At 72.3% G+C, this 22,919-nt stretch carries 20 protein-coding genes; 12 read left to right on the top strand and 8 right to left on the bottom strand.

The genetic code is table 11. The features are described 5' to 3' along the window. Window positions 1-10 precede the first annotated feature (10 nt). The gene (locus O3597_RS18385) at window positions 11-733 is read left to right on the top strand and encodes a peptidoglycan DD-metalloendopeptidase family protein (RefSeq protein ID WP_281601869.1); all 723 of its coding nucleotides are present in this window, start codon (window positions 11-13) and stop codon (window positions 731-733) included. Here O3597_RS18385 and O3597_RS18380 read toward each other — a convergent pair. The 5 genes from O3597_RS18380 to O3597_RS18360 all read right to left on the bottom strand — a co-directional run bounded on the left by O3597_RS18380 (window position 621) and on the right by O3597_RS18360 (window position 6,270). Continuing rightward, a complete protein-coding gene (locus tag O3597_RS18380) occupies window positions 621-1,802 on the bottom strand; it encodes an aminotransferase class V-fold PLP-dependent enzyme (protein WP_281601868.1) in 1,182 nt (393 codons plus the stop codon). The genes O3597_RS18385 and O3597_RS18380 overlap by 113 nt on opposite strands. 145 nt (window positions 1,803-1,947) lie before the next feature. Continuing rightward, window positions 1,948-2,973: a tyrosine recombinase XerC gene (locus O3597_RS18375; RefSeq protein WP_281604581.1), complete on the bottom strand. Its 1,026-nt coding sequence runs from the start codon at window positions 2,971-2,973 to the stop codon at window positions 1,948-1,950. A gap of 75 nt (window positions 2,974-3,048) precedes the next feature. Beyond that, entirely contained in the window at window positions 3,049-4,317 is a 1,269-nt protein-coding gene (locus O3597_RS18370) for a DNA-processing protein DprA (protein WP_281601867.1), read from the bottom strand. After that, entirely contained in the window at window positions 4,314-5,831 is a 1,518-nt protein-coding gene (locus tag O3597_RS18365) for a YifB family Mg chelatase-like AAA ATPase (RefSeq protein WP_164445702.1), read from the bottom strand. Before O3597_RS18365 ends, O3597_RS18370 begins: the two co-directional genes overlap by 4 nt. A 76-nt stretch (window positions 5,832-5,907) precedes the next feature. Beyond that, complete coding sequence (locus O3597_RS18360; RefSeq protein ID WP_164445701.1) at window positions 5,908-6,270, bottom strand: YraN family protein; 363 nt, start codon at window positions 6,268-6,270, stop codon at window positions 5,908-5,910. Window positions 6,271-6,449: 179 nt separating this feature from the next. Here O3597_RS18360 and O3597_RS18355 point away from each other — a divergent pair, with 179 nt between their 5' ends. The 8 genes from O3597_RS18355 (at window position 6,450) to O3597_RS18320 (ending at window position 15,104) form a co-directional block, all read left to right on the top strand. Continuing rightward, window positions 6,450-7,358, top strand: a complete 909-nt coding sequence (locus tag O3597_RS18355; RefSeq protein ID WP_281601866.1) for a hypothetical protein — start codon at window positions 6,450-6,452, stop codon at window positions 7,356-7,358. A gap of 358 nt (window positions 7,359-7,716) precedes the next feature. Beyond that, on the top strand, window positions 7,717-8,619 hold the full coding sequence (rpsB, locus tag O3597_RS18350; protein ID WP_281601865.1) for a 30S ribosomal protein S2: 903 nt from the start codon (window positions 7,717-7,719) through the stop codon (window positions 8,617-8,619). 133 nt (window positions 8,620-8,752) lie between these two features. After that, entirely contained in the window at window positions 8,753-9,580 is an 828-nt protein-coding gene (gene tsf, locus O3597_RS18345) for a translation elongation factor Ts (RefSeq protein ID WP_164445699.1), read from the top strand. A gap of 155 nt (window positions 9,581-9,735) precedes the next feature. After that, entirely contained in the window at window positions 9,736-10,503 is a 768-nt protein-coding gene (gene pyrH / locus O3597_RS18340) for a UMP kinase (RefSeq protein ID WP_093401681.1), read from the top strand. An 80-nt stretch (window positions 10,504-10,583) separates the two neighbouring features. Next, window positions 10,584-11,141 carry a ribosome recycling factor gene (gene frr, locus O3597_RS18335; RefSeq protein WP_093402027.1) on the top strand — a complete coding sequence of 186 codons (558 nt, stop codon included), beginning with the start codon at window positions 10,584-10,586 and terminating at the stop codon, window positions 11,139-11,141. A 279-nt stretch (window positions 11,142-11,420) separates the two neighbouring features. After that, window positions 11,421-12,707 (top strand): phosphatidate cytidylyltransferase, encoded by a 1,287-nt coding sequence (locus O3597_RS18330; RefSeq protein ID WP_164445698.1) that lies wholly within the window; start codon window positions 11,421-11,423, stop codon window positions 12,705-12,707. A gap of 104 nt (window positions 12,708-12,811) precedes the next feature. Continuing rightward, complete coding sequence (gene rlmN / locus O3597_RS18325) at window positions 12,812-13,963, top strand: 23S rRNA (adenine(2503)-C(2))-methyltransferase RlmN (RefSeq protein ID WP_164445697.1); 1,152 nt, start codon at window positions 12,812-12,814, stop codon at window positions 13,961-13,963. Between the two features lie 31 nt (window positions 13,964-13,994). Further along, window positions 13,995-15,104, top strand: coding sequence for a DivIVA domain-containing protein (locus O3597_RS18320; protein ID WP_281601864.1), 1,110 nt, complete (start codon window positions 13,995-13,997; stop codon window positions 15,102-15,104). A gap of 170 nt (window positions 15,105-15,274) precedes the next feature. Here O3597_RS18320 and O3597_RS18315 read toward each other — a convergent pair whose 3' ends face one another. After that, the gene (locus O3597_RS18315) at window positions 15,275-15,496 is read right to left on the bottom strand and encodes a DUF2631 domain-containing protein (RefSeq protein ID WP_093401678.1); all 222 of its coding nucleotides are present in this window, start codon (window positions 15,494-15,496) and stop codon (window positions 15,275-15,277) included. Between the two features lie 190 nt (window positions 15,497-15,686). Between O3597_RS18315 and O3597_RS18310 the strand changes: the two genes are divergently transcribed. Beyond that, window positions 15,687-17,270 (top strand): Rieske 2Fe-2S domain-containing protein, encoded by a 1,584-nt coding sequence (locus tag O3597_RS18310; RefSeq protein WP_164445696.1) that lies wholly within the window; start codon window positions 15,687-15,689, stop codon window positions 17,268-17,270. 8 nt (window positions 17,271-17,278) lie between these two features. Here O3597_RS18310 and O3597_RS18305 read toward each other — a convergent pair whose 3' ends face one another. Then, window positions 17,279-18,877, bottom strand: a complete 1,599-nt coding sequence (locus O3597_RS18305; protein ID WP_281601863.1) for an NAD(P)/FAD-dependent oxidoreductase — start codon at window positions 18,875-18,877, stop codon at window positions 17,279-17,281. Window positions 18,878-19,019: 142 nt separating this feature from the next. Between O3597_RS18305 and O3597_RS18300 the strand changes: the two genes are divergently transcribed. After that, window positions 19,020-20,183, top strand: coding sequence for an alkaline phosphatase PhoX (locus tag O3597_RS18300; protein ID WP_281601862.1), 1,164 nt, complete (start codon window positions 19,020-19,022; stop codon window positions 20,181-20,183). Here O3597_RS18300 and O3597_RS18295 read toward each other — a convergent pair. Continuing rightward, window positions 20,153-20,995, bottom strand: a complete 843-nt coding sequence (locus tag O3597_RS18295) for a YhjD/YihY/BrkB family envelope integrity protein (protein ID WP_164445693.1) — start codon at window positions 20,993-20,995, stop codon at window positions 20,153-20,155. The two genes, O3597_RS18300 and O3597_RS18295, sit on opposite strands and share 31 nt — an antisense overlap. Before the next feature lie 220 nt (window positions 20,996-21,215). On the opposite strand from O3597_RS18295, the gene O3597_RS18290 reads away from it, so the two are divergent. Then, window positions 21,216-22,913: a hypothetical protein gene (locus tag O3597_RS18290; RefSeq protein WP_281601861.1), complete on the top strand. Its 1,698-nt coding sequence runs from the start codon at window positions 21,216-21,218 to the stop codon at window positions 22,911-22,913. The last annotated feature ends 6 nt before the right edge of the window (window positions 22,914-22,919 follow it).

Genomic DNA, 22,919 nt, shown 5'->3' with positions numbered 1-22,919 from the left:
GCTCGACGGCATGTCGCCACGGATGTCGATACTCGGCGCACTCACGACGCTCCTGCTGCTGGCCCCCACCGGATCGATGGGCGGCGTGGCCGGGGCGCGTGGTTGGTCGCCCTCGCCGGCCGCGCCGGATGCTCGGCCGTCCCCGCGGTGGCCGGTCGAGGGGGTGCCGCAGCTCGGCGGAAGCGGGCGGTTCAGATGGCCGGTCGACGGGGTGCCACGGCCGGTTCGCCGGTTCGACCCGCCGCCCCGGCCGTGGCTGGCCGGGCACCGGGGAGTCGACCTGCTCGCCCCGGCCGCCGCCACGATCCGGGCGGCCGGCACCGGCACGGTCCTGTTCGCCGGCATGGTCGCCGACCGGCCGGTGGTCACCGTGGGCCACGTCGACGGCCTACGGACCACGTACGAACCGGTCCGACCGACCGTCACGGTGGGCGCGGTGGTGTCGGCCGGTACGCCGCTGGGCAACCTGCTGCCCGGGCACGCCGGCTGTCCGGCCGTCGCGTGCCTGCACTGGGGGCTGCGTCGGGGCGAGGGCTACCTCGACCCGCTGGCTCTGCTCGGTCTCGGACGGGTCCGACTGCTGCCCGTCGGTGACCTCACCGTCAGCCGGGCGCGCTCGATCAACGCTGGACGAGCAGACCGGGCAACCCGAACGCGAGTCGCTGGTACTCCTCGGGCGTGTTGTAGACCTGGCCGCACAGGCGCAGCCAGCCGCGGCCGTCCCAGGTCGTGACGGCGACCTGGGTGGCGAGCCGCTCCGCGATCCGGGTCTGCAACGCCCGGGCACCGTCCAGGGTCGTGGCGAGCCCCGCCGGCAACGGAATGAGTCGCATGGCGACCGTCGGTCCGCCCGGGTCGGGCAGGTCGGCCGGTGGCACGCCAAGCGCGTCCCCCACCACCCGTTGCCCGTACGCGGCCAGTCCGGCGTTGTGCGCGCGTACCCGGTCGACGCCGAGGCTGCGTAGTGTGTAGAGCCCTGCCGGTGCGCTCAACCAGGCCGTGTAGTCCGAGGTGGCCTGCCACTCCAGGCGAGCCGGGAAGCCCGAGTCCTGCTCCCAGGAGACGACAAGCGGCTCGATCCGGTCCCGCCACGGTGTCGCCACCACCAGCACGGCGGTGCCGCGCGGCGCGTACCCCCACTTGTGCAGGTTGCCCACCCAGAAGTCGGCGCCGATGCCGCGCACCGACGCCGGCAGCATGCCGGGAGCGTGTGCGGCGTCGACAAGCACCGGCACGCCGTGCTCACCGGCCACTCCGACGATCGCGGCGACCGGGAACAGCCGGGCCGTTGCCGAGGTGAGCTGGTCGACCACCAGCAGCCGGGTCCGGCCGGGCCGCAGCCCGTCCCGGACGATCTGCACCACCTCGTCGTCGGTGGCGGTCAACGGCACCCGCAGGACCCGGTGCGTCGCCCCGGTGCGGTGGCACTCCCGTCGGATGGAGTAGGCGACGGCACCGTAGCCGTGGTCGGTGGTGAGCACCTCGTCACCGGACCGCAGCCCCAGGGACTGGAGCACCACGGCGGCGCCGGTGGTGGCATTGGTGGTCAGGGCGGTGCCGTCGGGATCGGCACCGAGGAAACCCGCCAGGTGCCGGCGAGTGTGCGCGATCCGGTCGACCAGTCCCTGCGTGAAGAACCGCAGCGGGTCGGCCTCCGTCTCGTCGCGCAGCCGTTGCTGGGCGCGCTGCGCGACGATCGGGACCGCGCCGAACGAGCCGTGGTTGAGGTGGCTGACCGCCGGGTCGAGAGAGAAGAGCAGACGGGCGCCCGTGATCGGCTCGGGCGGCGGCGGGACGCTCACCCGATGATCGTAGCCGTCGGGCTCGGTGTGCCCGGTGGTGCTGCCGCCGTCACCGGTCGGGGATGCCGGGCAGTCCGGAGGTTCGGCACGGCGTCCCGCCGCCGGGTGATTCGTGCGTGACTCGGAGGCCCCGGGCCGCCTACCGTCAGGCGCGCGGGTGGGCCTGGCGGTAGGCGGCCCGGAGCCGTTCCACCGAGACATGTGTGTAGATCTGGGTGCTGGCCAGCGAGGAATGCCCCAGCAGTTCCTGCACCGCCCGTAGGTCCGCGCCGCCTTCGAGCAGGTGGGTCGCGGCGGTGTGGCGCAGCGCGTGCGGGCTGGTCCGGGGCAGCCCCGCCGCCTCGGCGTGATCACCGACGATCCGCCGAGCCATCGTCGGATGCAGCCGGCCGCCCCGGGCACCGAGCAGCAGCGCGTCCCGGGATTCGGGGACCGCCAGCACCGGCCGCCCATGCCGCAGCCAGTCGTCGAGGGCGCGTTGCGCCGGCAGGCCGTACGGGACCGTCCGCTCCCGCCCACCCTTGCCGCGTACCCGGACGACCCGCCGATCCTGGTCGACGTCGGCGGTGTCGATTCCGCACACCTCGCTGACCCGTACCCCGGTGCCGTAGAGCAGTTCGAGCAGTACCCGGTCGCGCAGCCGTACCGCCTGGCCGGCGACGGATGGGTCTTCGGCTGACGGCTGGGGATCGGCGCCGGACGCCGGCCTGCCGGACCCGGGGGTGGCCGCGGGGTGGACGGGTCTCTCGACGAGCAGGGCCGCCTGCTCGGGGCGGAGCACCGTGGGCAGTGTCCGGCGCGGTCGGGGGCTGGCCAGCGTGGCGGCGACGTCCGTGGGCAGCAGCCCGTGCCGGTGCGCCCAGGCGCTGAAGGTCCGGGCCGCGGCGGCCCGGCGGGCCAGCGAGGTGCGGGCAGCGCCGGTGGTGCGCTGCCGGGCCAGCCAGCTGCGGACCGTGTCGAGGCTCAGCTCGGCCACCTCGGTGCAGCCCATCCGCCCAGCATGATCCAACAGCGACACCAGATCGGCGACGTACGCCCGCACGGTGTGTGCCGAGCGGTTGCGGACCGAGGCCAGGTATCCCGCGAACTCGTCCACCGCGTCCCGCAGTGGTGCCGGCAGCGCGTCGTGCATCGCCTGGGTGCCGTTGGCGGCCGGCACGTGCCCGCCCATCCTGCCCACGAGATCCACCCTACGGTCGGTAGGCCCGGACGGGGAACAGGCGGCCCGCCAGGCGGCACCCGGTGATCAGGCGGAAGGTGGGGCGTCACCGCCGATCGGCCTGCTCACCGGCGCGACCGGGCGGGGCCGGGTCGGCGTGCTCGGGCCGGGCTGGGCCGGCGTGCTCGGCCGGCTCGGTGTGACCAGGGCGTAGCCGTCCTCCCGGCGTACCACCAGGGCCAACTCCTCCAACAGCGGCAGTTTGCGCAGCACCGTGCGAACGGCAAGACCGGCCCGCACGGCGAGGGCGTCCACATCGACGCGGCCGCGTCGCGGCATCGCCTCCACGATCGACCGGGCGTCGTCGTCGAGCAGATCGGTGGGGCGTTCGGGCCCGCGCGGCACCGGGGCCAACTCGCCGATCCGACCCACCTCCTCGAGCACATGGGCCAGGCCGGTCACCAGTCGCGCCTCCAGGTACTCCCGAAGCATCTCGTGGGCACCGACCGACATGGCGGAAGTGACCGGGCCCGGCACCACCATCGCCGGTCGACCCAGGGCGATGGCCCGTCGGGTGGTCTGCGTGGCGCCGCTGCGGGCCGCCGCCTCGACCAGCACCGTGCCCCGGGTACCCGCCGCGATCACCCGGTTGCGGATGAGGAAACGGGGACGCAGCGGCTCCGCGCCCGGCGGCCACTCGCTGACCAGCAGACCGGTGTCGGCGATCCGGTCGAACAGCGCCGCGTTGCCCATCGGGTACGCGCGGTCCACCCCGCAGGCGAGCACCGCGACAGTGCGCCCACCGGCGTTCAGCGCCCCACGATGCGCGGCGGCGTCGATGCCGAACGCGCCGCCGGAGACGACCGTCCAGTCCCGGTCGGCCAGGCCGTAACCCAGATCGGTCGCGACGTGGGTGCCGTACGCCGTGGCGGCCCGCGACCCGACCACCGCCACGGACCGGTCCAGCGCCTCCGCCAGCGGCCACGAGCCACGTACCCAGAAGCAGAGCGGCGGTGCGGTCTCGACATCCACCCGGCGGCGGGCGTCGGACAGGCGGAGCGTGCGCAGATGTTCCACCGTCTCCGGCCATTCGTCGTCGCCGGGGATGACGACCCGGACACCCAGTCGCTCGGCGCGGCGCAGCGCCTCGGCGGCGATCATCCTGGCGTCACCGCCCCGACTGCGGGCCGCCACCGACTCGCGTAGCGCCTGCTGGGGTGCTCCGCCGTCCAGCAGCAGGTCCAGCGCGCCCACCGGGCCGAGCTCGTCGACCAGCGCGTGCACCGACCGGGTCCCCGGCTCGGCCAGCCAGGTCAACGCCACCCGTGCCAGGGTCAACTCCTCATGGCTGCTCATGTGCCCTCTCCCGTCCTGAGCGTGATGGCCTCGCCGACGTCTCCCGCGTCCGGCCGGGCCCGCCCGTCGAGGTCGGCGATCGTCCAGGCGAGTCGGACGACCCGGTCGAAGCCACGGGCGGAGAGCGAACCGGAGTCGAGCCGGGACCGCAGATCGGCGGTGACGCGGCCGGGCAGCCGCCACGGCGCCCGACGTAGCTGCGGGCCGGGTATCTCGGCGTTGAGCCGCCGACCCAGCGGTGCCCAGCGGGCAGCCGCCGCCGCACGTGCCGCCACCACCCGCCCGGCGACCACCGCGGAGGATTCGTGACTGGTCGACTCCATCAGCTCGGCGGCGCGCATCGGTGGCAGCCGCACCTGGAGATCGATCCGGTCGAGCAGCGGACCGGAGAGCCGGCCGAGGTAACGGCGGCGGGCCTGCGGGGCACACTCGCAGCGGTCGTCGCCGGCCGGGTTCGCACATGGACACGGGTTGGCCGCGAGGACCAGCTGGGCGCGGGCCGGATACTCGGCGCTGCCCCGGCTGCGGGTCAACAGCACCCGGCCGTGTTCCAACGGCTGACGCAGCGCCTCCAGCGCCGCCTTGCTGAACTCCGGTGCCTCGTCCATCAGCAGTACCCCACGGTGGGCGAGTGAGATCGCGCCGGGGCGGGCGAGCCCGGACCCGCCACCGACGATCGAGGGAACGGTCGCGGTGTGATGAGGTGCCTGGAACGGCGGACGCCGGATCAACCGGCCACCCGCCGGCAACAGGCCGGCGATCGAGTGCAGCGCGGTGACCTCCAGGGCCGCCTCGTCGTCCAGCTCCGGAAGGATCGACGGCAGGCGTTCGGCGAGCATCGTCTTGCCCGCTCCCGGCGGCCCGATCAGCGCCAGGTGGTGGCCACCTGCGGCGGCGATCTCCAGCGCCCGTCGGCCCAGCCCCTGCCCGGCGACCTCGGCCAGGTCGGGTCCGGGTGCGGGCGGCGGCGGGGCGTCGACCGCCGGCTCGATCAGCGGTCTGCCGTCGCGGACGAAGGCGACCAGCCGGTGCAGGGTGTCGACGCCGCGGACCAGCAGGCCGGGCACGACCGCCGCCTCGGCGGTGTTGCCGGCCGGGACGATCACCCGTCGGATGCCGGCCTTCGCGGCCGCGGCGACCATCGGCAGTACGCCCCGGACCGGTCGCACGGTGCCGTCCAGGCCCAGCTCCCCGAGCACCGCCACGCCGTCCAGTGGCAGCAGCGGGAGCTCGCCGGAGCCGCCGAGCAGCGCCACCGCGATCGCCAGATCGAACGCCGAACCGAATTTGGGCAGGGTGGCCGGTAGCAGGTTGAGGGTGATCCGGCGGTTCGGCCACCGTTGGCCGGAGTTGACCACCGCGGCCCGGACCCGGTCGCGCGCCTCGTGCAGGGCGGTGTCGGGCAAGCCGGAGATCACCACTCCGGGCAGGCCGGCAGCGAGATCCACCTCCACCTCCACCAACTGCCCGGTCACCCCGACCAGACCGACGCAGAGCACCCGGGCGTAACTCACCGCGTCACCTCGGCTCGTGCGGTGCCCCGACACGGCACCAGCGCATCGGGTCGACCGGTTCGGTCGCTGTGTTCGCTCACCGGAAGGCGTCCTTGACGTGCTCGACCCGCGCCCGACCGAGGCGGGGCAGCAGCACCGAGATGACGTCGAAGCGCACCTCGTCGGCGGTGGTGCCGGTGGCGGCGAGCCAGGCGGCGGCTAGCCTCCGCAGCCGGCGGGCCTTGCGCGGCACCACCGCCTCGGCGGGGCTGCCGAAGGTGGTGGTCCGCCGCGTCTTCACCTCGCAGAAGGCGAGCACCGGCCCGTCCCAGGCGATGATGTCGATCTCCCCGGTGCGGCAGCGCCAGTTGCGGGCCACCGGGCGTAGTCCAGCCTCGATGAGGTGCCGGACGGCGCAGCGTTCCCCGTAACCGCCGATCGCCTGGTTCCGCTTGGTCATGACCGGCACACTGCTCCGGGCCGGGACTCGCGGCGACCCCGTCGTGGTGACCTGTGGACAACCAAGGGTGTTGTGGACGACCGGACGATCATGTCCCGGATGTGCTAAGCCATCTTCCCGGGCTGGTCAGGTGCGGGGTCGAATGGCGTACCAACTGCCTGTCGCATACGGTGCCGGGCGTGGACGGACGACGCAGTTTCGCCGATGACCAGGAGCCGCGCTGGTATCCGGGCGACCATGACCGTGGCTACACCGACCCGCAGTGGCGTCCGGCGGGAGAGGAGCGCCACCTCGGCGACGAGCCCCGCGCGGTACCCGAGCAGCGCGGTGACGACGACGACCGGTACGGCTCGCCGCGACGTGCGGCGCTGACGGACCCGCTCGGCGACGTGGCGGGGGAGACCGAGCGCTACCGGGCGTCGCGTTCCCGCCGAGCGGAACCGGCGGGACCGGACGTCTCCGGTGAGTTGCCGGTCGACCGTCCCGGCCGACGCGCCGCCTACGAGGTGGGCCCGACCAGCGGCGGAGCGCCGTTGTCCACGGATCCGACCCGCGCCGTGCTGGCCGGATACCCGATCGTCGAGACCAAGCGCGGCCCGGAGGCGACCAACCCGCTGGAACAGCCGACCGGTCCGGTGCCGTCGGTGGCACCCCGGACGGAACCGCCGGTGGGCGAGGCCCCGCCCGGTCCCGCCGACGCCGTGACCGGTCCCCCGGCGGCTGGCCATCCGGTACCCGGCCACCTGGCACCCGGTCAACCGGCGGGCGGCGTACTGCCCGGGGATGGTGTCTACCGGACGCGGCGGCCGGTGCTCGCGGTGCTCTTCGCGGCGCTGGTCGTGATCTTCGAGGTGCCGGCGGTGCGGGTGCTGCTGCACGGCGCGACCGCCGATCCGGTTGCCGCCGGGGACGTGCTGGCGGGCACGTTCCTGGTCTGCGGACTGCCGATCTTCGCGGCCGGCCTCTACGGGCTGCGGACGACCGGGTTCTCGTTGCTCGACGGCGCGCGGGGCTGGCTGCGACCGCCGACGGCCTACCTCACGGTCGGCCTGGCGCTCTTCCTGGTGGCCGCGCTCGCCGCCGGCTGAGGGGTCGGGCCACCGGCTGCGCGTCACCGAGCCGGCGGGTGCGGCGGGGCGTAGCCGGCGGCGGCAGGCGGTCTGGCCGTCGGTGGCGCGGAACCGTGTCGGTGGCTGCACGCGGGTCGACCGCCGTGGAGTGGAGCATCGCCGCACCCGGGCGTGGCCCGGTCGGGAGAGCGCGTACACTGGTCAACCGGCGACCGCCTCGTGCGGTCGACCTCGCGTGCCCTCCTCACGAGTCGTCGTGCGGCGGCGGCCTCCCTGGTCCCGACCCCGGTCGGGCCCACCATGGTCGACGACCGGGCACCAGGACGCCCGGCCGCCGGCTGGGCGGGACAACCAGGGACCGCAAGGAGTACGAATCATGGCCGTCGTGACCATGCGTCAGCTGCTGGAGAGTGGCGTTCACTTCGGGCACCAGACCCGGCGGTGGAACCCGAAGATGAAGCGTTTCATCTTCACCGAGCGCAACGGCATCTACATCATCGACCTGCGCCAGACCCTCGACTACATCGAGAAGGCGTACGACTTCGTGCGCAACACGGTGGCCGAGGGCGGCAGCATCCTGTTCGTCGGCACGAAGAAGCAGGCCCAGGAGGCGATCGCCGAGCAGGCGACCCGCGTCGGCCAGCCGTACGTCAACCACCGCTGGCTCGGCGGCATGCTGACCAACTTCCAGACCGTGTACAAGCGGCTGCAGCGGATGAAGGAGCTGGAGGCCCTCGGTGACCTCAGCGGCACCGCCGCCGGCTACACCAAGAAGGAGACCCTGCAGCTCTCCCGCGAGAAGATCAAGCTGACCCGCACCCTGGGCGGCCTGCGGGACATGCAGAAGCTCCCGGCCGCGGTCTGGGTGGTCGACACCAAGAAGGAGCACATCGCCGTCGACGAGGCCCGCAAGCTGGGCATCCCGGTGATCGCCGTGCTCGACACCAACTGCGACCCGGACGAGGTCGACTTCCCGATCCCGGGTAACGACGACGCGATCCGCTCGGCCGAGCTGCTGACCAAGGTCGTCGCCGCCGCCGTGGCCGATGGCCTGATCGCCCGTTCCGGTCGTCGCCGGGGCGGCGACGAGAAGCCGGAGGCGGGTGTCGCCACCGACGAGCCGCTGGCCGAGTGGGAGCGCGAGCTGCTTGAAGAGCCGAAGAAGGCCGACGAGCAGCAGCCCGCCGCCGAGCAGCCGGCCGCCGAGCAGCCCGCCACTGAGCAGCCCGCCACTGAGCAGCCGGCCGCCGAGCAGCCCGCCGCCGTCTCCGGTCAGTGACCGTTCCGCCGTCCGGTCACCGTCCGTTCCGCTGACGGTGACCGGCGGCGGGTAGACCGGGCACGAACCTCTCGGAACCGGGTAATCGTCACCGCAGACCATTCCACGCAGTCTCAACACCGAAGAGAGAGCCATGTCCCAGATCACCGCCGCGGACGTCAAGAAGCTCCGCGACCTGACCGGCGCCGGCATGATGGACAGCAAGAAGGCGCTGACCGAGGCCGAGGGCGACTTCGACAAGGCCGTCGAGATCCTGCGCGTCAAGGGCGCCAAGGACGTCGGCAAGCGGGCCGGCCGGACCGCCGCGAACGGTCTGATCGCGCACTCCGGCAAGGCGCTGCTCGAACTCAACTGCGAGACCGACTTCGTCGCCAAGAACGATGCCTTCATCGCGCTGGCGCAGCAGCTCGTCGAGCACGGCGAGCGCGCCGGCGTCAGCAACGCCGCGGAGCTGCTGGCCAGCGAGATCGACGGTCGTCCCGTCGCCGACCTGGTCCAGGAGCAGTCCGCCAAGATCGGCGAGAAGCTGGTGCTCAACCGGTTCGCCAAGCTCGACGGCACCGTGGCGGTCTACCTGCACCGCAAGGCGCAGGACCTGCCCCCGGCTGTCGGCGTCCTGGTGCAGTACGCCGGCAAGACCGACGAGGCGGGCGACGCCGACGCGCGCGGTGCGGCGATGCAGATCGCCGCGATGCGGCCGCAGTACCTCACCCGCGACGAGGTGCCGGCCGAGGTCGTCGAGTCCGAGCGGCGCATCGCCGAGCAGACCGCCCGCGAGGAGAACAAGCCCGAGGCCGCGCTGCCGAAGATCGTCGAGGGTAGGGTCAACTCCTTCTTCAAGGACTTCGTCCTGCTGGAGCAGTCCTCGGTGACCGACAACAAGAAGACGGTGAAGCAGGTGCTGGCTGAGGCGGGCATCGAGGTCACCGGCTTCGTGCGGTTCGAGGTCGGCCAGGCCTGAGCCGGCTCGGGGCGTACCGCGCCCGTGGGCTGGGAGCAACGACGAGACGAGGAGGCCGCCGGTGTACGCGACACACACCGCGGCCTCCTCGTCCCATAAGGTCGGCAGCGGCAGGTACGCGCACCTGAGCGCGCCAGTGGGGGAAGGACGGGCGGATGACGCAGGTTGTGAGTGACCGGACGTTGGCGGCGGACGATCCGACGGCACCACCGCCCGGCCGGGCCCGGCGGGTGGTGTTGAAGCTGTCCGGCGAGGTGTTCGGCGGCGGCGCCATCGGTGTCGATCCGGACGTGGTGCAGGCCATCGCCCGGCAGATCGCCACCGTGGTACGCCGGGGTGTGCAGGTCTCCGTGGTGGTCGGCGGCGGCAACTTCTTCCGGGGCGCCGAGTTGCAGAAGCGGGGCATGGACCGGGCCCGGGCGGACTACATGGGCATGCTCGGCACGGTGATGAACTGCCTGGCCCTCCAGGACTTCCTGGAGAAGGAGGGCATTGAGACCCGGGTACAGAGCGCCATCACGATGGCCCAGGTGGCCGAGCCGTACATCCCGCTGCGGGCGATCCGGCACCTGGAGAAGGGCCGGGTGGTCATCTTCGGCGCCGGCGCGGGCATGCCGTACTTCTCCACCGACACGGTCGCCGCCCAGCGCGCGCTGGAGATCCACGCGGACGTCGTGCTGATGAGCAAGAACGGCGTGGACGGCGTCTACACGGCCGATCCCCGGATCGATCCAACCGCCAGCAAGTTCGACTCGATCACCTTCTCCGAGGTGCTGCGTCGCAACCTCCGGGTCGCCGACGCGGCAGCCTTCAGCCTCTGCATGGAGAACGGCCTGCCGATGCTGGTCTTCGGCGCGCAGGGCGACGACACCATCGTCCGGGCCGTGGGTGGCGACAAGATCGGCACGCTGATCACCACCTGAGCCGACCGCCGACGGCGATCTCGGCGGTCCCGGTGACCCGACAAGCCCACGACGAGCACAAGAAGGAGGCGAGGAGACCGGTGATCGACGACACCCTCCTCGAGGCCGAGGAGAAGATGGAGCGTGCGGTCGAGCACGCCAAGGAGGAGTTCGGCGCCATCCGTACCGGTCGCGCCACTCCGGCCATGTTCTCCAAGGTCATCATCGACTACTACGGCAGCCCGACCCCGCTGACGCAGATGGCGTCGGTGGCCGTTCCCGAGCCGCGGATGGCCATCATCAAGCCGTACGACAACTCGCAGATCAATGCGATGGAGAAGGCGATCCGGGACTCGGACCTCGGGGTCAACCCGAACAACGAGGGCAACCAACTGCGCATCCTGCTCCCGCAGATGACCGAGGAGCGCCGCCGGGACATGATCAAGGTGGCCCGGCACAAGGGTGAGGAGGCGAAGGTCGCCATCCGCAACATCCGCCGCAAGGGCAAGGAGGAGCTGGACCGGCTCGTCAAGGACGGCGAGGTCGGCGAGGACGAGGGCCGCCGCGCCGAGAAGGAGCTCGACGACCTGACCCAGCGCTACGTCTCGCACGTCGACGAGTTGGTCAAGCACAAGGAGTCCGAGCTCCTGGAAGTCTGACGCCGAGGTCACCACCTGCTTGATCATGAAGTTGTCGCCCTTGCCACCGGCGTGGCGTGGTGACAACTTCATGATCAAGGCTGCGGGAGCGGGCACCGGTACGTCCTGCCGGGCGGGCGGGTGCAGTAGGCTCGGCACGATTCCCGGTGACCCGACGGTGAACGGTGGGGATCGGCCAGCCGACAGGCCGGCACATAGACGGAGCGCCTCGCGCGGGTAGGGGATGGTAGTGGCTGTGCGTCAAGTGGTGGATCTCGTACCGCTCCCCCCTGGTGCGTGATGTCCCACCTCGACCCCTACGGTGGCGCCGAGGCCCGTGACTGGGATCGCCCGGACCGACCCACCTCGCTGCCCTGGCCGGATCCGGACGTCGAACCCGGTCCGTGGGGCCGTGGCCGGTACGGCGGCGACCGGCCCGCTCCGGAGAACCGAAACGGGCGCGGACCCGGCGGCTGGGACCAGCCACCGAACGGGCGCGGCGCACCCCGCGACCTGGACCACGGTGACGCACCCACCGCACAGATCGCGCCGGTGCGGGTCGGTGCCGGTCGGGACCACGACGAGGCACCCACCACCCAGTTGACGCCCGTGCGGGAGCACGACGACGCGCCGACCACCCAGCTCGCCGCCGTTCCACCCGGGAACGCGGACCTCGGGACGCCGGAGCCCGACGGGACGGACGGTCCGGGTCGGCGCCACCGGGGCCGGCGTCGGGCCGGTGCCGGTCGGCCGGCCACCCAGCAGGGCGCGAGCCGGGCCGGGCGGAACCTGCCGGCGGCCATCTCGGTCGGGGTGTGCCTGGGCGCGGCGGTGCTGCTGCCACTGTTCCTCTACACCCCGGCGTTCCTGCTGGTGCTCGTCGCGGCATTCGGCGTCGGCATCTGGGAGATGTCCCGCGCGGTACGCCGTGGCGGCGCCGAGGTGCCGTTGGTGCCGCTGGTCGCCGGTGGGGTGCTCACCGTGACCCTGGCCTGGTTCGCGGGGCTGGACGCGCTCCTGCTCGGCCTGCTGGTCACCGTGGCGGGAACCCTGGTCTGGCGGCTCGGCGACGGTACGGCCAACCTCCGGCGGGACATGACCGCGGCGACTCTGATCTCGGTGTACGTGCCCTTCCTCGGCGGCTTCGCCGCCCTGCTCGCGTCGTCTCCCGGTGACGGTGCGCTGCGGGTGCTGGTGACGCTGGTCGCGGTGGTGCTCTCCGACACCGGGGGCTACGCGGCCGGCGCCAACTTCGGTAAGCGGCCGATGGCACCGACGATCAGCCCGAAGAAGTCCTGGGAGGGTTTCGCCGGCTCGGTCGGCGCGGCGGCCCTGGGCAGTGCCGTGCTGCTCTGGCTGTTGTTCGACGTGGCGCCCTGGTGGGGCGCCGTGTTCGGGGTGGCGATCTCGGGCGCCGCGGTCCTCGGAGACCTCGCCGAGTCGATGATCAAGCGAGATCTCGGTGTGAAGGACATGAGCAACCTGCTGCCCGGGCACGGCGGCCTGATGGACCGGCTCGACTCCGTCCTGTTCGCGGTGCCCACGGCGTACCTGCTGCTCGTGGTCTTCGTCCCGGCGGTGAACTGAGGCATGGCCCACGGCGGCGGAACCGGGAGGCGGACGAGGCGGGAGCGGATCCGGCGCCTCCGCGGGGGCGTGTTCCGGGCCGGGCGTGCCAGACTGGACGTGCCATGACGAGTCTTCCCCTGATCCCGGTCGACCCGGACGCGCCTGGCGCGCGCCGGGCGGCGATGCCACCGCAACACCTCGCCGACCTCGACCTCGCCGGCCGCAAGGACCTGGTCACGAAGCTGGGCGAGTCGGCGTTCCGGGCCCGACAGATCTCCACCCACTACTTCGGCCGACTGGTCCGCGACCCCGCGCAGATGACCGACCTGCCGGCGTCGTCCCGCGACCGCCTGGCCGACCAGCTGCTGCCCCGACTGCTCACCCCGGTACGCGAGCTGGCCTGCGACGACGGCGCGACCCGCAAGGCGTTGTGGCGGTTGCACGACGGCTCGTTGGTGGAGAGCGTGCTGATGGGCTACCCGGACCGGGTCACCGTCTGCATCTCCAGCCAGGCCGGATGTGGCATGGCGTGCCCGTTCTGCGCGACCGGCCAGGCGGGCCTGACCCGCAACCTCTCCACCGCCGAGATCGTCGACCAGGCGGTGTACCTGGCGGGCGTGGCCGCTTCCGGCAAGGTCGCCGGGTCACCGCCGAGGCTGTCGCACGTGGTCTTCATGGGGATGGGCGAGCCGCTGGCGAACTACAACCGGGTGATCGCCGCGATCCGTCGCCTGGTCGCGCCGGCGCCCGAGGGGCTCGGCCTGTCGCAGCGGCACATCACCGTTTCCACGGTTGGGCTGGTGCCGGCCATCCACCGACTGGCCAGCGAAGACCTCTCCGTGACTCTTGCGTTGTCGCTGCATGCCCCCGATGATGAGCTGCGCGACGAACTCGTGCCGGTCAACCAGCGCTGGAAGGTGTGCGAGGTGCTGGACGCAGCCTGGGCCTACGCGGCCCGCACGGGCCGTCGTGTGTCGATCGAGTACGCGATGATCAAGGACGTGAACGACCAGCCGTGGCGAGCTGACCTGCTCGGCCGGCTGCTGGCCGGCAAGTTGGCCCACGTGAACCTGATCCCGCTGAACCCGACTCCGGGCAGCCGCTGGGACGCCAGCCCGAAGCCGGTCGAGCGGGAGTTCGTCCGGCGGTTGCGCGACGCCGGGGTGTCCACCACGGTGCGGGACACCCGAGGTCGCGAGATCGACGGGGCATGTGGGCAGCTGGCCGCCGCGGAGGACAGTGGCACCGACCCGGCCGGGGAGATGACGGCGTGACCGGGCGTGGCGAACGAGACCAGGAGACATAGTGGCGAGTCAGGGTCAGCGTTTCCGGCGTAAGGCGCTCCGCCGGGGATACAAGGTTGACGAGGTGGACGCCTTCCTGGACCGGGTCGAGGCGACACTTGCCGGGCAGCCGGTCGGAGCGCCGGTGGCCTCGCAGGAAGTCCACGACGTCGTCTTCCGGGTTCGTTTCAACGGCTATGACGAGTGGCAGGTGGACCTGCACCTCGACCGGGTCGAACGGCAGCTGGCGGAGTTGGAGGAGCGCGGCGGCGTGTCCGGTCGCGGCGACGGCCGGATGGGCCCGATGGACCGGATGGGCCCGGGCATGCGGGACGATCGCGGCATGTCCCCGGTGCCGCAGCCGCCGATGCCGCCCCGGGCGATGCCGGCACAGGCCGGGCCACCCTACGGTCGCTACGACGAGCCGACGGGCGCCTTCGCCGGCGGGTACGACAACGCTCCCCGGGGTGGCTACGACGGCCCGCGCGGGGCGGCCGCCCCGATGGGCCCGGGTGCGCCGATGGGCCCTCCCGGCGGCATGGGGCACGGTGGGCCTCCGCCGCGTGGTCTGCCTGCCGGCCCCGGTGGCTACGGTCCGCCGGACGCGCCGGGCGGCTACGGTCCGCCGGACGGCCCCGGTGGCTACGGCCCCCCGGATGAGCAGCGCTTCGACGGGTTCGAGGCGGGTCGGCACGGCCGTACCGACATGACCGCAGAGATCAGGCTGCCGGACCGGGATCCGCGGCGCGGCCCGGCCGGGCCTCCCGGCCTGCCGCAGCAGGCGCTCGGCGGCCCTCCGATGGGCGGCCCTCCGGCAATGGGTGGTCCGCCCGCGATGGCCGGCCCCCCGATGGGTGGGCCACCGATGGCCGGCCCGCCCGGCAGCGACCTCTACCGGGTGGACCAGATCCGCCGCAGCTTCCAGGTCCGTCGCTTCGGCAGCGGATACGACCCGGACCAGGTGGACCGGTTCTTCGAGTCGCTGCTCGGCGGGATGGCCGGGCGCAACCAGATGCCGGTGAACCCGAAGGACCTGGACACGCTGCGCTTCGGGCTGGTGCAGGGCGGCTACTTCGAGGCCGAGGTCGACGCCGCGCTGAAGAACGTGCAGGACATCCTCTTCGGCCGCTGACCGACAGCGATGCGCGAGGGCCCGCCTCCGAGAACCGGAGCGGGCCCTCGCGCTGTTCGCGCCGGAAACTGCGGTGTTTGGCGGACAGGTCGTCGCTGGGGCCGGAGCGCGCAGCGGCGCAGCTCGCCCGAGTGGTCAGGAGCGCAGGCCGTCGCGGGTGGCCCGGATCGTCAGGAGCGCAGGCCGTTGCGGCGCAGCACCACGTCACCGATCACGATGAGCAGCAGCAGCGCGGCCAAACCGATCAGCCAGAGGTTCTCGACCCTGCCCTCGTGGTTGCCGCAGAGCATGGCCAGCAGCGCGAACGCGGTGAGCACCGCGCCGATCCGCCCGGCCTTCCGGTGCCCGGGCTTGTGCTGGTCTGGCGACGTTACCGGCTCGCTGCCTGCCACTGTCGGTCCTTCCTCGCGAACGGATCTCCGGCTAGTCTGGCACGTCCCTCGGGACGGTTTCCGGCCAGGGCCGATGGGCCCCGCTCCGGTGGGTGCAAGGGCACTACCGGCGTCGCGGGGCGAGGACCAGACTGCCTCCGGTAGCGTTCTGGGGCGTACACCTTGATTGTCGTTTGGAGGGGGAACTGCGGTGCGAGTGACCGGTACGGGGCACGCGAGCATGCGGATCGACACGGCCGCGGGCAGCATCCTGTGCGACCCGTGGGTCAATCCGGCCTACTTCGCGTCCTGGTTCCCGTTCCCCGACAACTCTCAGCTCGACTGGGAGGCCCTCGGCGACGTCGACTACCTGTACGTCTCCCACCTGCACCGGGACCACTTCGACGCGGCGCACCTCAAGCGGTACGTGTCGAAGAAGGCGACCGTGCTGCTGCCCGAGTTCCCCACCTCCGAAATGGAGGACGAGTTCCGCGCGCTGGGCTTCACGAATTTCCTGAAGACCCGCAACGAGGAGGTCGTCGAGCTGGACGGCGGCCTGAAGATCATGATCCAGGCGCTGACCAGCCCGACCGACGGTCCGATCGGCGACTCCTCGCTCTGGGTGGAGTACGACGGCGTCCGGTTGCTCAACCAGAACGACGCCCGACCGACCGACCTGAGCACCTTCGCCGAGCTGGGTCACGTGCACGCGCACCTGCTGCAGTTCTCCGGCGCCATCTGGTACCCGATGGTCTACGAGCTGCCCAGCGCGGCGAAGACCGCGTTCGGCAAGCAGAAGCGGGACCGGCAGTTCGACCGCACCTGGCGCTACATCGACGACCTCAAGGCCGACCACGTCTTCCCGATCGCCGGCCCGCCGTGTTTCCTCGACGACGAGCTCTGGCAGTTCAACGACATCTTCGGCGACGAGGGGAACATCTTCCCCGACCAGTCGGTCTTCCTGTCCGAGTACGCGAAGGTCGGCGGCACCAACGGCATCGTGCTGCTGCCCGGCAGCGTCACCGAGGTCACCACCACCGGGGCCACGACCACCCACCCGGTGCCGGTGGAGGAGTTCTTCGCCAACAAGGTCGCCCACCTGGAGGAGATGCGCGAGCGCAAGCGGCCCATCATCGAGGCGGAGAAGGCGTCCTGGCGGCACCCCGAGGTCGACGTGCTAAAGGAGCTGAAGCGGCGCGTCGAACCGCTGCTCGACGAGTCGATCTACCTGGCCAAGGGGGTCGGCGGGCCGGTCCGCTTCGACCTGGTCGGTTACGACGGTGAGAGCATCGAATCCATCGTGGTCGACTTCCCGGGCAAGCAGGTGCGGCCGTACGCCGACGAGAAGGTGCGCTACCGGTTCCGTACCGAGCGGGCGCTGGTGGAGCACCTGCTGCACATCGGCGAGGTCGACTGGGTCAACTCGCTCTTCCTGTCCTGCCGCTTCTCGGCCGCCCGGATCGGGCAGTACAACGAGTTCGTGTACGCCTTCTTCAAGTGCCTGTCCACCGAGCGCCTCCAGTACGCCGAGGGCTGGTACGACGAGCACGAGCGGGCCGTTGACGCCGAGGACATCACCCTCGGTGACTGGGTGGTGCAGCGGCGCTGCCCGCACCTGAAGGCGGACCTGAGCCGGTTCGGCATCGTCGACGGCGACCAGCTCACCTGCCAGCTGCACGGCTGGCGGTTCGACCTGCCCAGCGGGCGCTGCCTGACCAGCGTCGGCCACAAGGTCCGCGCGCACCGGGTCGGCGAGGAGGCTTCCGTCACGGAGGTCACCCAGCCGGCGGGCTGAGCCGTCGCCTACCGGCCGAGGTCGGCGAGGATGCGCTGGGCGGCGTTGTGGCCGGCGGCGCCGATGACGCTGCCGGCCGGGTGACAGCCGGCGCTGCCCGCGTACACCCCGTCGACGCCGGTGGCGTAGGGCATCCGGTCGGCGAACGAGACGGTGTTGTCGACGTGGTGGATGTGGCCTCCGGTGATGCCGAAGTGCGTCTCGATGCCGGGTGGCGGCAGCGGTACCGCGTCGGCGATCAGGTCGCCGGTGCCGGGCGCGTAGCGCTCGCAGATCCCGATCAGCTTGTCGACGTAACCGGGCAGTTCGGCATCCCAGGTGGTGCCGGCCAACTCGTACGGCACCGACTGGACGAACAGCGCCGACGAGTGGTGCCCGGCCGGGTCGGCCAGCGACGGGTCGACGGTGGTGTGCAGGTACCACTCGATCGTCGGCTCCGCCGGCAGTCGCCCGGCCCGCACGTCGGCCCACATGGCGCGCAGCGCCGCCATCGGTGATTCGCCGGCGCCGCCGGCCAGCGTCGCCGAGCCGGGCAGCAGGTGGATGGTGGAGCCGAACGGGCTCGGCGCGCCCTCGGGCAGGCAGGAGAAGCGGGGCAGGCCACGCAGCGCCAGGTTCAACTTGAGGGTGCTGCCGGTGCGCCGGACCGCCGCCATCCGTTCGCTGAGCGTGGTCGGCAGCGCGCCGTCGGGCAGCAGCTCCATCAGCCGGTACGGGTCGCAGGCGCCGAGCACCACCTCGGCGTCGACCTGGCGGCCGTCGGCGAGCACCACGCCCCGGGCGGCACCCCCGTCGAGGCTGATCGCGGCGACCGGGGCGTCCGTGACGATCCGGGCGCCGGAGGCCCGAGCCGCGTCGGCGAAGATCCGCGAGACGGTGCCCATGCCGCCTTCGGCGATCATCCAGGTGCCGCCCGAACCGGGTAGCCGGCACATGTTGTGCACCAGGAAGTTGTGGCCCGTGCCGGGGTCGTCGGGGCCGGCGTTGAGCCCGGACAGGCCGTCGGTGACCGCGTACATGCTGACCAGCAGCTCGGAGCGGAAGTCGAAGCGGGCCAGGTAGTCGGCGACGGAGCCGCGTACCAGGTCGACGAAGATCTGGCGCAGCGCGGGGCGGACGTAGCGGTCGCCGGTCTCCTCGACGCCGAGCGGCTCGGCCAGCCAGGCCGGGGCGAGGTCCTCGCGCAACGCGGCCAGCTCGGCCTGCAACGCCTCGTCGGCGGCGGCGTCGGCGGGGGAGAAGAACTCGGCGAGCTGCGCCCGGGTGGCCTCCGTGTCGGTGCCGAAGAGCAGGTACGGCGAGCCGACCCCGCCGGGGGTGGGCAGGAAGTAGTGCGGGTCGCGGCGCAGCACCGGGATCCGGACGTCGAGCGCGGCCAGCAGCTCCGGCGGCATCAGCCCGAGCAGGTACGACCCGGTGGAGTGACGCAGTTCGGGCACCTTGGGAAACGGGTTCTCGGTCCGCGTCGCCCCACCGATCACCTTGGCGGCCTCCAGCACCAGCACGTCCAGCCCGGCCCGCGCCAGCAGGATCGCCGACACCAACCCGTTGTGTCCCGCCCCCACGACCACCACGTCCGCCCGCCCCGGCACCCCACCACCCACCATCCCCGCACCCTAACCCGTTCGCACCCCGCCCCACCGCTGTTGAGGGTTTGGTTTGTGTTCATGGGGGAGTGGGTTTTGTCGATGGGGTGGGGGACCTAGCGTCGGTGGGGCCCGCCCCCGCCACCCCTGGGAGGTTCCCCTGATGGATCGTCGTACCGTGCTGCGTGCCACCGTCGTCGGTGGTGCCGCCTTCTCGGGCAGCCTCTGGGCCGGTGCCGCGCTGGCCGCACCCGCCCAACCAGGCCCCGGCCCGTACGGGGGCCTGCTGGCCGCCGACGCCAACGGCATCCACCTGCCCGCCGGCTTCAGCAGCCGGGTCATCGCCCGCTCGGGTCAGCGGGTCGCCGGCACCTCGTACGTCTGGCACTGGGCGCCGGACGGTGGTGCCTGTTTCCCGGCCGGTGACGGTTGGATCTACGTCTCGAACTCGGAGGTGCCGCTGATCGGTGGGGCCTCCGCGGTGCGCTTCCGCGCCGACGGGTCGATCGCCACCGCGTACCGCATCCTCGGCGGCACCAACGTGAACTGCGCCGGTGGGGCCACCCCGTGGGGCACCTGGCTGTCCTGCGAGGAGGTGCCGCTGGGGCGGGTCTTCGAGACCTGGCCCGACGGCAGCCGCAGCGCCGAGGAGCGCACCCGGATGGGCCGGTTCACCCACGAGGCGGCGGCCTGCGACCCGGACCGGCGGGTGATCTACCTGACCGAGGACGAGAGCGACGGCTGCTTCTACCGCTTCGTCCCCGACACCTGGGGTGATCTGCGCACCGGTCAGGTGCAGGTGCTGTGCGCCCCGGCCAACGCCACCTCCGGCCCGGTGACCTGGCAGAACATTCCGGACCGCGACGGCTTCCCGATCCCGACCCGGTGGCAGGTCGGCGCGGCGAAGCACTTCGACGGTGGCGAGGGCTGCTGGTACGACCGGGGCACCTGCTGGTTCACCACCAAGGGCGACAACCGGGTGTGGGCGTACGACGCGGTCAATCAGCGCATCGACCTGGCGTACGACGACTCGCTGGTGCCGGCCGGCACCGCGCCGCTGACCGGCGTCGACAACATCACCGGTACCGCGGGCGGGGACCTCTACGTGGCCGAGGACGGCGGCAACATGGAGGTCTGCGTGATCACTCCGGCCGGCGTGGTCGCCCCGTTCCTGCGGATCAACGGCCAGTCCTCCTCGGAGATCACCGGCCCCGCGTTCAGCCCCGACGGCTCCCGCCTCTACTTCTCCTCCCAGCGCGGCACCAGCGGCAACTCGACCGGCTCCGGCGGCATCACCTACGAGGTCACCGGCCCCTTCCGCCGCTGACGCCAGGCGGACAGGGCCAGGGTGGCGGAGTAGCCGGCCAGCACGATCACGTGGAACAGGTAGAGCCAGAGCAGGATCGCCACGGCGGCACCCACCTCGTCGAGCCCACCGAAGGGCACGCCCAGGTCGAGTGGCAACGAGGCGAAGAGCACGAAACCGTGCAGGAAGCCGGACAGGTTCGCCGCGGTGAAGGAGCCCATCCCCAGCGTGGCGAGCCAGTCCGGCGAGGCCGGGCCGACCACCCGGAACACCCACATCAGCACCGGCGTGAGCACCAGCCACACCGCCAGGAACGACAGCACCACCCCTAGCGCGCCGGCCCAGCCGCCACGCCGGACCAGCCCGGTGGTGGTCGGCAGGGCCAGCAGGATCGACAGCAACAGCGCCGGGGCCGGTGCCAGCAGCGGCAGCAGCAGCAACCGGCCCCGCCAGCCGACGAGGTGTTCGTCGGAGCGGGGCGCGGCGACCGACACGAACGCCCGGCGCAGCCCCTCGCCGTACAGCGACGCCGGCAGCAGTGCGGCCAGCGCCAGCCACGGCGTCAGGCCGACCCCGGCCTCGACCAGCGCGGCCACCGCGTGTGGCGCACCGATCGCGTCCGGCAGCGCCTCCACGGCGTACCCGGTGAGCCGTCGCACCTGGGACGCCCCGACCAGCAGCGAGGTCAGCCAGATCGCCAGCAGGGCCACCGGCACCACGGCGATCGCCCCGTAGAACGTGATCGAGGCGGCGTGCAGCGACAGATCCCGACCACGGACGGGGCGGAAAGCCCCCGTGGTGATCCGCTTCGTCCGCTCCCACGCACCGCCCATCGCGCTCCAGTTCCCCGTGATCCGCTTCGGCAACCGTCCTGTTGTCCGCGTTGCTGGACGAGCGCCAGGGGTGCCCGCGACATGCTGGACAGATCGGCATGGATGCGGCTTTGAGGCTCGGGCGAGGCTGGAGCGTTACCAGCAGGGTCGACCGTGAAGACTCAGGCGCTCGCAGCATCACGGGGGAAGCATGGACGGGTCACCGCAGCATCGACCAGGCGTGGAACGCTCGGGCGGTGGGTCGATCGACAGCTTCCTGACCTGGCTGATCCATCCGGTGACGGTGGCGGCCACCGCGCTGTTGATCCTCAACGACCAGGTGCTCAAGGCGGCCTATCCCGGCTGGTTGACGGGAAAGCTCAGCGACGCCGCCGGGCTGGTGATGGCGCCACCGTTGCTGGCCGTCGTACTGGTGCTGCCGAACGGGTGCGGTCGACTGCCGGCGCTGCGCCGTACGGTCAGGGTTGCTGGTCTCGGGTCTGGCCGTACGTCGGGCGACCTGCTGGCGGCCGTCTCGATTTTCATCGTCGGGGTGGGATTCACGGCGGTGAAGGCCACTCCGGAGGGGGCGGTCACGGCGTCCGCGGTGTGGAGCGTGGTGAACGGACCGTCGGTGATCCTGGCCGACGGCACGGACCTGCTGGCGCTGCCGGCGCTGGGGCTGGCCTGGTGGACGTGGCGTTCGGCGGTGGCCCGCCCGAGCCCGGCACGTTGGCTGCGGATGGTGGCGGTGCTTGTGGTGTTGCCGATCGCCGGGCTGGGCGTCGCGGCCACCTCCGCTCCCCGGTACGACGACGCTGTCGCGTTGTACGAGTGGCGGGACGTCGCCGTGGCCGGCATCGGCAACGCCTATCACGATTCCCGGGAGCCCTACACCTGGTGGATCGGCGCGGACGACGGACCGACGTTCTCGGAGCTGCCGGAGGGCGGCTACGAGCTGTTCTCCAAGCAGCCGCCACCGGCCGCGTCGGGGGAGGACTGTTCGGCGCGGGATCCGGGGCACTGCTTCCGGATCGTGCCGCGCCGCCTGGCGGTGCAGGAGAGCCGGGACGGTGGGGCCAACTGGCGCGTCGCCTGGCAGGTCGACGAGGACGCCCGGCAGCGACTGGCAACGGCGATACCCGGTATGCGTGACGTGGCGGAGTACCTGTCGTCCCGCGCGTTGCTGGTCCGGGATCAGCCGGACGGTGGAGTGGTCGTGCTGGTGGCGAACGGCCGGGACGGTTTCGTCCGCCGCGACACCGCCGGCCGCTGGGAGCGCATCGGTTTCGGCACGCTTGCCGGTGACAGCTTCCGGCACCAGCAACCCGCGACACCGATCCCGGATGTCGCGGAGGCGACCGTCACCGTCGGCTGGCGGGTCGCCGTTCCGCTGTCGGTCGCGGTGGGAAGCCTGGTGGTGCTTGCCGGCTGTGCCACATTGCTGGCGCGGCGGTACGGCTGGTTCGTGATTCCAATCGCCGCTGTCGGTGGCGCGCTCGGCCTCGTGGCGCTCGGCGTGTACGTCCCCTACGCATTGCGTGGCGCGAACTCGGACGACGCGGTGGGATCGGTTCTCGTGGTGGCGCTGATCGTGGGCATGACGGCGGTGCCGGCGGGCGTCGCGGTGCTCGTCGCCAACGTCACGGAGCCGTCGCAGGCCGTGGCCGGCCGGATCTGCGTCGCGGGCACCCTCGCTGGGGCGATGGTGCCACTGCCGTTGCTGCTGCGTCTGCTGACCGGTTGGCCTCCGCAACGTGCGGCGGTGGTCGCCGTGCCGATCGTCGCGGTGGTTGTGATGGTTGTCGGCGTCGTGTGGGCCATCCGCTGCGCCGTACGCCGGGTGCCGAGGCGAGGATCCTCATCGGCGGGCACACCGCCGTGGACGCCACCCGACCCACCGTGGCCGAAGACCGATGACGCACCGCGTACCGCCTGATCGGGT

Origin of the sequence: Verrucosispora sp. WMMA2044 (assembly GCF_027497155.1) — a bacterium.
Lineage (GTDB): Bacteria > Actinomycetota > Actinomycetes > Mycobacteriales > Micromonosporaceae > Micromonospora > Micromonospora palythoicola.
Note: the sequence above shows the minus strand (reverse complement) of the source record. Positions and strands in the feature narration are given on the sequence as shown.